This is a genomic window from Xanthomonas sp. LMG 12459 (assembly GCF_009192905.1).
In the GTDB taxonomy this organism is placed as follows: domain Bacteria; phylum Pseudomonadota; class Gammaproteobacteria; order Xanthomonadales; family Xanthomonadaceae; genus Xanthomonas_A; species Xanthomonas_A sontii.
This window is the reverse complement of record NZ_NSGT01000071.1, coordinates 23,317-35,146: the sequence shown is the minus strand read 5'-3', so window position 1 is coordinate 35,146 and position 11,830 is coordinate 23,317. Positions and strand designations below refer to the sequence as shown.

The window sequence follows — 11,830 nt, the reverse complement described above, 5'->3', positions numbered from 1 at the left end:
CCCCCGCCTCGCCCTCGGCGCGCAGGCCGGCGAGCATGCGCCGCACCGCCGGCGCCTGCCCGCCGAGCGTAGCCTCGGCCAGGCGGAACACGTCGTAGCGGGCGGCATCGGCGACCAGCGACTCCATCGCCGCCACGTCCAGCCCCTGGCCGTCGGCCAGCAGGGCCAGCTTGTCGATCTCCTGCGCCGCCGCCAGCAGGTTGCCTTCCACCCGTTCGGCCAGGCGCTGCACCGCGCCGGCGTCGGCGCGCAGGCCCTTGCTGCGCAGGCGCCGCTCGATCCAGTCGCCCAGTTCGTGCGGCTTGATCGCCCAGGCCACGGCGATGGTGCCGATGCGCGCGACCGCGTCGGCCCACTTGCCCTGGTGCGCCTTGCTCCATTCGTTGCAGGTGATCAGCAGCACCACGTCCGGCGGCGGATCGGCGCAGAACGCACTGATGACCTCGCCGCCCTCCTTGCCGGGCTTGCCGCTGGGCAGGCGCAGCTCGATCAGGCGTTGCGCGCTGAACAGGCTGGGCGCATTGAAGCTGGAATACAGCTGGCCCCAGTCGAAATCGCGACCATCGGCATCGAACACCTCGCGCTCGCCGATGCCGGCAGCGCGCGCGCGGGCGCGCACCGCGTCGGCGGCTTCGAGCACGCGCAGGGTTTCCGGACCGGCAATCAGATAGACCGGCTGCAGCGGCTGCGACGCCGGCTGGGTGGCGAGTTGTTCGGGGCGCAGTTCCATGACGACAGCCTACGCTGCTGCAGGCACATACGGCGAACGCCATGCGCCGGCAGCGAACGGCGTGGCCGCCGTGCGCGGCGGCGAAGGCAGCAGGGCGAGGCTCAAGGCTGCGGCGTGGTCGCCGGCTTGCCTGCGGCCGGGGTACCGTCGGCCGGCTTGCCTTCCACCGGCGTGCCGTCGGTCGACGGCGGCGCGGCGTTGACGTCCTTGCCGTCGCGCACCTGCGCGCGCACCACGCTGTCGATCCGGCGCAGCATCGAGGCCGACATCTCGCGGCGCAGTTCGTCGGCCAGGATCTCGCGCTCGGTGGAGGTACCGGTGGCGTCGGTCGGCGGGGAGACGTAGTCGCGCGACAGCTCGATCACCTGCTGCGGCACCAGCACGCTGCCGTCGGCGCGGCGGAACAGGAAGATCGCCGCGTAGCGCAGGCTGTATTCCTGGGCGCGGCCTTCGGCGTCGAGCGCGATCGGCAGATCGCCCCAGCGCTCGGACAGCACCTCCAGGCGGGCCACACCGGTGTTGACGTCCTTGGGCGCGATCTGCGCGCCGGCCGCGCGCAGGCCGCGCTCGAGCAGCTTGGCCAGCTCGCTGTACGGCGCCGAGGACACCACCTTCACCGACGGCGTGTCGGCCGGCAGGGTCAGCTTGTTGCGCAGGTGGAAACCGCAGGCGGTCAGGGACGCCGCGAAGACGAGAGCGAGCAGGAGTCGGGTCATGGACACAGTCTGGAGGAGCCGGCTGGGCGCGGCAACAGGCGGCTAGCCTGCCGTACGCCGCGTGAACGCGGGTTGAGACCTGCCGCGCCGCACGGCCGCGACGCGGCCGCAGCGGCGCGCCGGCTCACGCCGCCACCAGATTCACGATCTTGCCGGGGACGATGATGATCTTGCGGATGCTCAGCCCTTCCAGGAACTTGGCCGCATTCGGCTCGGCCTGGGCCAGCGCCTCGATCTGCTCGCGCGGGGTGTCGGCGCCGACCTCGATGGTGCCGCGCAGCTTGCCGTTGACCTGCACCGCCAGGGTCACCGCATCGCGCACCAGCGCGGCCGGGTCCGGCTGCGGGAACGGCACGTCCTCCAGCAGCGTCGCCGGATGGCCCAGCGCCTGCCACAGCGCGTGGCTGGCGTGCGGGGTGATCGGGTTGAGCAGCAGCACCGCCGCTTCCAGCGCTTCCTGGCGCACCGCGCGGCCCTGATCGCCGGCGTCGTCGAACTTGGCCAGCGCGTTGGTCAGCTCCATCACCGCGGCGATGGCGGTGTTGAAGCTGTGGCGGCGGCCGTAGTCGTCGGCGACCTTGCCGATGGTCTCGTGGGTCTTGCGCCGCAGCGCCTTGTGCTCGGCGTTGAGCGCGGCCGGATCCAGCGCCGGCGCGGCGCCGTCGGCGACATGCTTGTGCACCTGCGCCCACAACCGGCGCAGGAACCGCGCCATGCCGTCCACGCCGGCCTCGTTCCACTCCAGCGACTGCTCCGGCGGCGCGGCGAACATCGAGAACAGGCGTACCGTGTCGGCACCGTACTTGCCGACCATCGCCTGCGGATCGACGCCGTTGTTCTTGGACTTGGACATCTTCTCGGTGCCGCCGATCAGCACCGGCTGGCCGTCGCCGCGGTGCACCGCGCCGATCACCCGCGCCTTGTCGTCGCGCTGCACGTCCACGTCGGCCGGGTTGATCCAGTCCTTTGAGCCGTCCGGGTTCTGCCGGTAGAAGGTCTCGGCGATCACCATGCCCTGGGTCAGCAGGTTGGTCGCCGGCTCGTCGCTGTCCACCAGGCGCGCGTCGCGCAGCAGCTTGTGGAAGAAGCGGAAGTACATCAGGTGCAGGATCGCGTGTTCGATGCCGCCGATGTACTGGTCCACCGGCAGCCAGTAGTTGCCGCGCTTGTCGACCATGTCCTTGGCGCCGGGCGAGGTGTAGCGCGCGTAGTACCAGCTCGACTCCATGAAGGTGTCGAAGGTGTCGGTCTCGCGCTCGGCCGCCGCGCCGCACTGCGGGCAGGTGGTCTTGCGCCATTCCGGGTCGGTCTTCAGCGGCGAGCCGGTGCCGCTCAGGGCCACGTTCTCCGGCAGCAGCACCGGCAGCTGGTCTTCCGGCACCGGCACCGCGCCGCAGCTCTGGCAATAGATCACCGGGATCGGGCAGCCCCAGTAGCGCTGGCGGCTGACGCCCCAGTCGCGCAGGCGGTAGTTGACCCGGCGCTGGCCCTGGCCCTTGCGCTCGAAGCGCTCGGCCAGCGCCTCGAACGCGCCCTGGAAGTCCAGCCCGTCGAACTCGGCGGAGTTGACCAGTTCCAGCTCGCGGGTCTTGTCGCCGTACCAGTCCTGCCAGCGGCTCGGATCGTACTGGCGCTCGTCGTCGTTCTTCGGCGCCTTCAGCGCGATCACCTGGCGGATCGGCAGGGCGTACTTGCTGGCGAATTCGAAATCGCGCTGGTCGTGGCCGGGCACCGCCATCACCGCGCCGGTGCCGTAGCCCATCAGCACGAAGTTGGCGACCCACACCGGCACCTGCTCGCCGCTGATCGGGTGCACCGCGGTCAGGCCGGTGGCCATGCCGCGCTTTTCCTGGGTTTCCAGTTCGGCTTCGGAGACGCCGCCCTGCTTCAGCTCGGCCAGCAACGCGGCCAGCTGCGGATTGGACTTGGCCGCGTGCAGCGCCAGCGGATGCTCGCTGGCGATGGACACGAAGGTAACGCCCATCAGCGTGTCCGGGCGCGTGGTGAACACGCGCAGCGGGTCCAGCGCGCTGCCGTCGGCGTCGCGCACGTCGAACTGGATCTCCAGGCCCTCGGAGCGGCCGATCCAGTTGCGCTGCATGGTCTTGACCGACTCCGGCCAGCCCGGCAGCTGATCCAGGCCGTCCAGCAGTTCCTGCGCGTAGTCGGTGATGCGCAGGAACCACTGCGGGATCTCGCGCTTTTCCACCAGCGCGCCGGAGCGCCAGCCGCGGCCGTCGATGACCTGCTCGTTGGCCAGCACGGTCTGGTCGATCGGGTCCCAGTTCACCACCGCGTTGCGACGGTAGGCCAGGCCCTTGCGCATCAGCCGGGTGAACATGCGCTGCTCGTGCACGTAGTACTCGGGCCGGCAGGTGGCGAACTCGCGCGACCAGTCGATGGCATAGCCCAGCGACTTGAGCTGGCTGCGCATGTGGTCGATGTTGGCGTAGGTCCACTTCGCCGGCGCGGTCTTGTTCTTGATCGCCGCGTTCTCGGCCGGCAGGCCGAACGCGTCCCAGCCCATCGGCTGCAGCACGTTCTTGCCGATCATGCGCTGGTAGCGGCTGATCACGTCGCCGATGGTGTAGTTGCGCACGTGGCCCATGTGCAGCGCCCCGGACGGGTACGGCAGCATCGACAGGCAGTAGAACTTGGGCTTGTCGGAGGTCTCGTCGACCTCGAAGGCGCGGGTGGCGTCCCAGAACTGCTGGGCGGAGGATTCGACCTGCTGCGGGTCGTAGGCGGTGGGCTCGACGGCGGACATGGAAACGGGCAAGGGCCAGGCGGCAACAAAGCGGCCAAGGGTACCGTAGCGCGGCAAGCCGCTCCAATCCCGGCGACGGGCGGCAGCGGCGCGGGACGCCGCGGCGGCGCCTGGCAGGCGCCGGAACCGCGGCTGCAACGCGATCGGCGCGGCCGAGGCGCACGCCGGCATCGACCCTGCGGCAGCCCGCCTCGACGGCCGACTGCGCAAGCCCGACCGGGTCAGCCGCGGTGCGGGACCCTCTTTGGCTCTGGCCACCAGGCCAGCAGCGCCAGCCAGCCCCACCACAGCAGGAACACCAGCCGCTGCGCCAGCGCCGGCGACAACAGCCGATCCAGCGCGAACGCGCCCAGTGCCACCAGCAGCGCCATCGCCAACGCCAGCGCGGCCCAGCCGCGCGCGGCCGGATCGCGGCGCGCACCCAACCCCAGCAGGGCCGCGGCCGCCACCAGCGCCACCACCCACAGCAGCCAGGCGCTGGCATGCAACTGGGTCGCGCGCGCGTCCAGGTCGGTCGGATCCAGCGGCAGCAGGCCCATGCCGGCGAACGCCAGGCCGGCCAACAGCAGCAACTGCCCACCGACCCGCAGCGACCAGGGCGCGTGGCGGCCGGCGCGGCGCAGCAGCCGCAGCGCCAGCGCCAGCGCCAGGCACCCGGGCAGCACGAATGCCAGCAGGTTGAATGCCCAGGCATGCGGGATGCCGCGCGCACCGAGCAGGGCCAGCGGATGCGACCACGGCAGATAGCCGGGCAGCACCGCGCCGAAGCCCAGCATCGCCGCCACCGCGGCCACCGCCAGCAGCGGCCCGATCCAGCGCACCACCCGTTCGCTCACCTCGCCCATCCGTTACTTTCCTTTCGCGCCGCCACGGCGCCTCCAGCCGGGCATTGTCGCCGCTGCGGCCGCGGCCGGCACGCGCGGCGCAACGCCGCCGCCCTTGCATCGGCGCCGCCGCGCCTCCATACAGAGCGTCCTCTCGCCTGCGATGACACTGCCCATGTCCGACACGCCCCACGTTTTCGACGCCAAGACCGAGACCTTCGAAGCCGACGTGCTGCAGCGCTCGCTGCAGACGCCGGTGCTGGTGGACTTCTGGGCGCCCTGGTGCGGCCCGTGCAAGACCCTGAGCCCGATCCTGGAAAAGCTGGCGGCCGAGTACAACGGCGGCTTCGTGCTGGCCAAGGTCGACGTGGACCAGGAGCAGCAGATCGCCGCGGCGTTCCAGATCCGCTCGGTGCCGACGGTGTTCCTGGTCAAGGGCGGGCAACTGGTCGACGGCTTCCCCGGCGCCCTGCCCGAGGGCCAGTTGCGCGAGTTCCTGACCCAGCACGGGATCGCGCCGCTGGCGGCGCAGGAACCGGCCGAGGACGTGCCGGCGGCGCCGCTGGATCCGCAGGCCGAGGTGCAGCGCCTGCGCGAGGCGGTGGCGGCCGAGCCGGACAAGGACGAACTGAAGCTGGATCTGGCCCTGGCCCTGGTCAAGGTCGGCGCCGCCGCCGAGGCCGAGACCCTGATCGATGCGCTGCCGGCGAACCTGGCCACCGACGAGCGCGCGGTGCGGGCACGGGCGCGACTGGGCTTCGTCGGCGCGCTGCAGGCCGCCCCGCCGCTGGAGACCCTGCAGGCCACGCTGGCGCAGGATCCGGCCGATCTCAAGGCGCGCTACCTGCTGGGCGTGCGCCACCTTGTCGGCGGCGACGACGCGGCCGCGCTGGAACAGTTCCTGGAGATGCTGCGCCAGGACCGCACGTTCGAGGACGGCCTGCCGAAGAAGGCGCTGATCGATGCGTTCCGGGTGATCGAGGACGAGGATCTGGTCGGGCAGTACCGTCGGAAGATGTCCGCCCTGTTGTTCTGAGATTACAATCTCAGGTCCAGCGGCTGACTACGGCGTCTCCAGCCGCTGCGACGGACGGACGGACGCGACCCGGCCTGACCCCAGGATGCCGCGATCAGGGACGAACGCCGCCTGCAGCCCCGCAGGCAGCGCCGGCCTGGTCTTTTGCCGGATGTATGCCGTGAACCAGTTCGATCGCCGCATGGCCTCGCCCACCCGCACCTCGTGGGCAGGCGCACGCAGACTGGTCGGCCTGCTGTGCTGGATTGGCCTGCTGCTCGCCCCCACTGCGATGGCGCAGGACTGGCACTACCGGGTGCGCCCCGGCGATACGCTCTGGGATCTCGGCCGGCTGTATCTGCGCCCGGGCATGGACTGGGCGCGGTTGGGCCAGCACAACCAGGTCGCCGATCCGCAGCGGCTGGTGCCGGGATCGCGCCTGCGGTTTCCGATCGCCTGGCTGCGCGTGCAACCGGCGCCGGCGCGGCTGGTCGCCCTGCGTGGACAGATCAGCGTGCAGACCGCCGACAAGGCGACGCTCTCGGCGCAGCAAGGCATGCCGCTGCCGATCGGCAGCGCCCTGCAGACCGGTGCCGATGCCAGCGCGACCGTGCAGTTCGCCGACGGCTCGCGCATGCAGGTGCGTGAGAACAGCCTGGTGCGCTTCGACCAGCTCGTCCGCTACGGCGCCACCGGCATGGTCGATACCCGGGTGCGGCTGGAGAAGGGTCGCACCAGCAACGACGTCATCCCCGCCACCGGCCCCGCCTCGCGCTACATCATCCAGACCCCGTCCAGCACCAGCAGTGTGCGCGGCACCCGCTTCCGGGTCGGCGCCGGCAGCGACAGCGCGTTCGCCAGCACCGAGGTGCTGCAGGGCGCGGTGCGCGTCGCCGGCCAGGGCGGCCAGCGCCTGCTGCAGCCAGGCGAGGCGGCGCGGGTCGCCACCGGGTCGGCGCCGCGGCAGGAAGCGCTGCTGCCGGCGCCGATCCTGGACCTGGCGCACAGTCGCCTGCAGCGTCCGCCCTACCTGCTCGCCTGGGCGCCGCTGGCCGGCGCCAGCCACTACCGCCTCGAGGCGGTGGACGCGCAGCAACGCGAGGTGCTGCGCTTCGCCCAGGAAACCGAGACCACCGCACTGGCGCTGGACGCGCTGCCGGCCGGCGACCTGCGACTGCTGCTGCGTGGCGTCACCGCCACTGGCGTGGAAGGCGAGGACGCCGAGCAGCCGCTGCAGGTCTCGGCCACGCCGCTGCCGCCGCTGACCGTGCAGCCGCTGCACGAGCAGCAACTGCGCATCGCGCGGCCGCGCTTCGCCTGGACCCGCAACCCGGAGGCGACCAGCAGCGTGCTGCAAGTGGCGCGCGATGCGCAGTTCCAGGACCTGCTGCTGGAGCAGGAGACCGACGCGACCCATCTGCGCGCGCCACAGCCCCTGCCGCCCGGCACCTACTTCTGGCGCCTTGCCTCGCGCGATGCGCAAGGCCGGCAAGGCCCGTTCGGGCAGGCGCTGACGCTGCATCTCAGCGATACGCCGGTCGATCCCGGCCTGGCGCCGGCGCAGGCCGAGCGCAGCACGCTGACCCTGCGCTGGCAGCCGGATCCGGACGCGCACCATTACCGGGTGCAGCTGGCGCGCGATCCCGCGTTCCGCCGCGGCCTGCTCGAACGCACCGTGACCCAGCCGCAGGTCGCGCTGCCGCGGCCGCGCCGCGGCACCTGGTACGTGCGCATCCAGACCCTGGAAGCCGACGGCGAGGCCGCGCCGTTCTCGACGCCGCAGACGCTGGACCTGCCCTGCCGCTACTGCAAGCTCGGCACGGCCGGCGGCGCGCTGCTGCTGTGGCTGGCGTTGTGAACGGCGCGCTGTTGCGACACGTTCTGGTGGCGCTCGCCGCAGCCGCACTGGCCGCGACACTGAGCCTGGGCGATGTCACCGCGCGACTGGACAACGCGCTGTACGACGCGGCAATCGCGCAGGCGCCGCGTCCGGCCGATCCGCGCATGCTGCTGATCGCCATCGACGACCGCAGCCTGCAGGCACTGGGCCAGTGGCCATGGCGACGCGACCTGCACGCGCGTCTGCTCGACCGACTCAGCGCAGCGGGCACCGAGCGGGTGGCGCTGGATCTGCTGTTCAGCGAACCCGACCTGCAACATGCCGACGACGATGCGCGCCTGGCTGCGGCGCTGCGGCGCAATGGCCGCACCGTGCTGCCGGTGATCGGCAGCGCCAGCGGTGCGGACATGCCGCAGGAGCTGCTGCCGATCCCCGCCATCGCCACCGCCGCGGCGGCGCTGGCGCACACCGACCTCGCCGTCGATGCCGACGGCATCGCGCGCGGCGTCTACCTGCGCGCCGGGCTCGGCAGTGCGCACTGGCCGGCGCTGGCCGCGGCCCTCACCGGCCGCGCGCTGCCGCCGGCGCCGGCCACCACCGACGCACCCTATGCCTGGCATCGCGCGGACTACGTCGGCCTGCGTTTCGCCGCGCCGTCGGCAGCGTTCGCGCAGGTGTCCTACGTCGACGTCGTGCAGGGCCGGATTCCACTGCAGTCGCTGCGCGGACGCCTGGCGATCGTCGGCGTCACCGCCACCGGTCTGGGGCAGCGGGTGATGACGCCGATGTCCGATGCGCGCTGGATGAGCGCGCCCGAATACCAGGCCAACGTCGCGGCGATGCTGTTGCGCGGCGACCCGATCCTGCCGTCGTCGCGCACTGCCCAGGTGGCCGGGTCCACGCTGCTGGTGCTGCTGGCCTGCCTGGGCACGCAGTGCGCCGGTGGGCGCCAACGGCGCTGGCTGGTGCCGCTGGCGAGCATGGCGGTGGTCGCCGGCGGCAGCCTGCTGTGGCTGCTGCTCGGCAGCCGCTGGTTCGCGCCAGGGGCGGCCCTGCTCGCCCTGGCCATCGTCGCCGCCGGTCAGTTGTGCCTGCACGCGGCACGCTGGCGCCGCCAGGCGCATCGCGACGCCCTGACCGGGCTGGTGAACCGCCACGGCTTCGAACAGGCGTTCGCCCAGGCGCTGGACGAGGCACGGCGCAGCGGCCGGCCGCTGACGCTGATCATCGTCGATGTGGATCATTTCAAGCGCTACAACGACACCCTGGGCCATCGCACCGGCGACCGCGCGCTGAAGCTGGTGGCCGCCGCGGTGGCGCGGCATGCGCGACATCCGCGCGAGGTCGCCGCGCGCTTTGGCGGCGACGAGTTCGCCATGATCCTGCCCGCCACCGATGCCGCCGATGCCAGCCGCATCGCCGCGGCGCTGGTCGAGGAGATCCGCGGGCTGTCGCTGCGCGCGCCGAACGGCAGCGTCGCCATCACTGCGAGCCTGGGCGTGCACAGCGCCACCGCGACAGCGCTCACGTCGGAGCGCGCGTTCTTCGAATCCGCCGACGCGGCGCTGTACCGGGTCAAGCGCGACGGACGCGACGGCTACGCGCTCAGCGACGCGACACCAGCACACCATACGCATGCGTCTGGTAACCTGCCGCACTCCGATCCACCCACTGCCGCGCAATGAAGCCATCGCTGTTCCGCCTGGGCCTGAACCTGTGGCCGCCGTTCCTGTGCGCCGGCATCCATGTGACCGAACTGAGCGCGGACTACCGCCACGCCCGCGTCGAACTGCGCATGCGCCCGTGGAACCGCAACTACGTGGGCACCCATTTCGGCGGCAGCCTGTTCGCCATGACCGATCCGTTCTGGATGCTGCTGACCATGCAGAACCTGGGGCGCGACTACTACGTCTGGGACAAGGCCGGCAGCATCGAGTTCGTACGCCCGGGCCGCGGCACGGTCAGCGCGCAGTTCGACCTGGACCAGGCGCTGCTGGACGAACTGCGCGCGGCCACCGCCAGCGGCGACAAGCATCTGCGCTGGTTCGAGACCGACGTCGTCGACGCCCAGGGCGAGGTGGTGGCGCGGACGCGCAAGCAGCTGTACGTCAAGCGCAAGCCGCCGCGTTAGCGCGCCTGCCGCCCGCGGGTTCGCCAAGGCCGGCGCCGCCTCCACGCAGGCCGACACACATCGCTTGCGATACCGACCGCGCCGTCAGCGTGCGCGGCGTCGCGAGGCGGGCCGCATGGGCGGGCCCCGGCCCAATCGCAGCTGCACGGCCGCGCCACGAGACCATGCGGCGCCGCACCAACGGCCATCACGCGCCGCTACACTACGCGGATGTCGCCCGATCTCTCCGCTCCCGCCCCCCGCCCGTCCCTGCAACGGCTGTTCTTCACCGGCCTGCTGACCCTGTTGCCGATCTGGCTGACCTGGGTGGTGGTCAAGTTCGTGTTCGTGCTGCTCTCGGGCATCAGCAGCCCCTGGGTGGTGCCGCTGTCGGTGCGCATCGCCGCCTCGTTCCCGCGCGAGCTGGGCTGGGCCACCGCGCAATGGGTGCAGAACACCATCGCCCTGATCGCCACCCTGGCGGTGATCCTGCTGGTCGGCATCCTCAGCCGGCGCATGATCGGCCAGCGCCTGCTGCGCTGGTTCGAGGCCGTGATGCGCCGCATCCCGCTGGCCAGCGTGGTCTACGACAGCGTGCGCAAGCTGGTGGACATCCTGCAGACCCAGCCCGGCAGCACTCAGCGCGTGGTGCTGATCGACTTCCCGCACCGGGACATGAAGTCGGTGGGCCTGGTGACGCGGGTCATCAAGGAACACGGCACCGGCCGCGAGCTGGCCGCGGTGTACGTGCCGACCACGCCCAACCCGACCTCCGGCTACCTGGAGATCGTGCCGGTCGAGTTGCTCACGCCCACCGACTGGAGCGTGGACCAGGCCATGAGCTTCATCATCTCCGGCGGCGCGGTGTCGCCGGAGAGCGTGCCCTTCACCCGCACCGTGGACCGCTGACGCCGATGCGCCGCGGCACGCTCGACGATCGCGCGGTCCGGCTGTTCATCGCCCTGGCGGCGTTCTTCTGCGTCAACGCCGCGCTGGCCGAGTTCATCGGGGTCAAGATCTTCGCCCTGGAAGACACCCTGGGCATCGCCCCGCTGAACTGGAACCTGTTCGGGCAGACGGGCTCGATGAACTTCACCGCCGGCACCCTGCTGTGGCCGCTGGTGTTCATCCTCACCGACACCATCAACGAGTTCTTCGGCCGCCGCGGCGTGCGCTTCATCTCCTGGCTGGCGGTGGGGCTGATCGGCTACGGCTTCCTGTTCGCGTTCGCCGCGATCGCGCTGGCCCCAGCCGGCTTCTGGGTCACCGCGGCGCAACACCAGGGCGTGCCCGACTACCAGGCCGCGTTCGCCGCGGTGTTCGGCCAGGGCATGTGGACCATCGCCGGCTCGCTGGTCGCGTTCATGGCCGGCCAGCTGATCGACGTGGCGGTGTTCCACCGCATCCGCAGCGTGACCGGCGAGAAGCACGTGTGGCTGCGCGCCACCGGCTCCACCGCGGTCTCGCAGCTGATCGACAGCTTCGTGGTGATCTACATCGCCTTCGTGCTCGGCCCGCAGCACTGGTCGATGCAGCTGTTCCTGGCGGTGAGCACGTTGAACTACATCTGCAAGATGCTGCTGGCGGTGCTGCTGATCCCGTTGCTGTACCTGATGCGGCGGCTGATCACCGATTACCTGACCCCCGAACGCGCCGAACAACTGCGCGAGGAAGCCGCCGCCGACTGAACGCCGGCACACGCGCGAGCGCACCGCACGCGCTTGCGCGCGGCCGTCGTGCAGCGCCGCAGACGCCGATGCCGCCTGGCCCGTCGCGACACGGCGCCCGCCCGCGACAGGGCGGTGGGCGCCCGCAGGCAGCGGCCATG

The 11,830-nt window shown here is 71.6% G+C and carries 10 protein-coding genes; 6 read left to right on the top strand and 4 right to left on the bottom strand.

Annotated features, from left to right (window positions below; translation table 11 throughout):
* From holA to CEK65_RS15465, 4 genes are all read right to left on the bottom strand, one after another.
* On the bottom strand, positions 1–730 hold a 730-nt coding region (gene holA, locus CEK65_RS15480; RefSeq protein ID WP_152182257.1), incomplete at its 3' end, for a DNA polymerase III subunit delta.
* 101 nt (positions 731–831) lie between these two features.
* Positions 832–1,446 (bottom strand): LPS assembly lipoprotein LptE, encoded by a 615-nt coding sequence (lptE, locus tag CEK65_RS15475; RefSeq protein ID WP_017917516.1) that lies wholly within the window; start codon positions 1,444–1,446, stop codon positions 832–834.
* A 124-nt stretch (positions 1,447–1,570) separates the two neighbouring features.
* A complete protein-coding gene (gene leuS, locus CEK65_RS15470) occupies positions 1,571–4,213 on the bottom strand; it encodes a leucine--tRNA ligase (protein ID WP_152182256.1) in 2,643 nt (880 codons plus the stop codon).
* A 221-nt stretch (positions 4,214–4,434) separates the two neighbouring features.
* Entirely contained in the window at positions 4,435–5,058 is a 624-nt protein-coding gene (locus CEK65_RS15465) for a DUF998 domain-containing protein (protein ID WP_152182255.1), read from the bottom strand.
* Positions 5,059–5,212: 154 nt separating this feature from the next.
* On the opposite strand from CEK65_RS15465, the gene trxA reads away from it, so the two are divergent.
* The 6 genes from trxA to CEK65_RS15435 all read left to right on the top strand — a co-directional run bounded on the left by trxA (position 5,213) and on the right by CEK65_RS15435 (position 11,690).
* Positions 5,213–6,073, top strand: a complete 861-nt coding sequence (gene trxA, locus CEK65_RS15460) for a thioredoxin (RefSeq protein WP_267093757.1) — start codon at positions 5,213–5,215, stop codon at positions 6,071–6,073.
* Between the two features lie 160 nt (positions 6,074–6,233).
* On the top strand, positions 6,234–7,910 hold the full coding sequence (locus CEK65_RS15455; RefSeq protein WP_226980596.1) for a FecR domain-containing protein: 1,677 nt from the start codon (positions 6,234–6,236) through the stop codon (positions 7,908–7,910).
* Positions 7,911–7,921: 11 nt separating this feature from the next.
* Entirely contained in the window at positions 7,922–9,577 is a 1,656-nt protein-coding gene (locus CEK65_RS15450; protein ID WP_226980595.1) for a CHASE2 domain-containing protein, read from the top strand.
* The gene (locus CEK65_RS15445; RefSeq protein WP_152182252.1) at positions 9,574–10,023 is read left to right on the top strand and encodes a DUF4442 domain-containing protein; all 450 of its coding nucleotides are present in this window, start codon (positions 9,574–9,576) and stop codon (positions 10,021–10,023) included. Before CEK65_RS15450 ends, CEK65_RS15445 begins: the two co-directional genes overlap by 4 nt.
* 210 nt (positions 10,024–10,233) lie before the next feature.
* A complete protein-coding gene (locus tag CEK65_RS15440) occupies positions 10,234–10,911 on the top strand; it encodes a DUF502 domain-containing protein (RefSeq protein ID WP_017910205.1) in 678 nt (225 codons plus the stop codon).
* Positions 10,908–11,690: a queuosine precursor transporter gene (locus CEK65_RS15435; RefSeq protein WP_193314804.1), complete on the top strand. Its 783-nt coding sequence runs from the start codon at positions 10,908–10,910 to the stop codon at positions 11,688–11,690. The genes CEK65_RS15440 and CEK65_RS15435 overlap by 4 nt, the downstream gene beginning before the upstream one ends.
* Positions 11,691–11,830 lie beyond the last annotated feature (140 nt).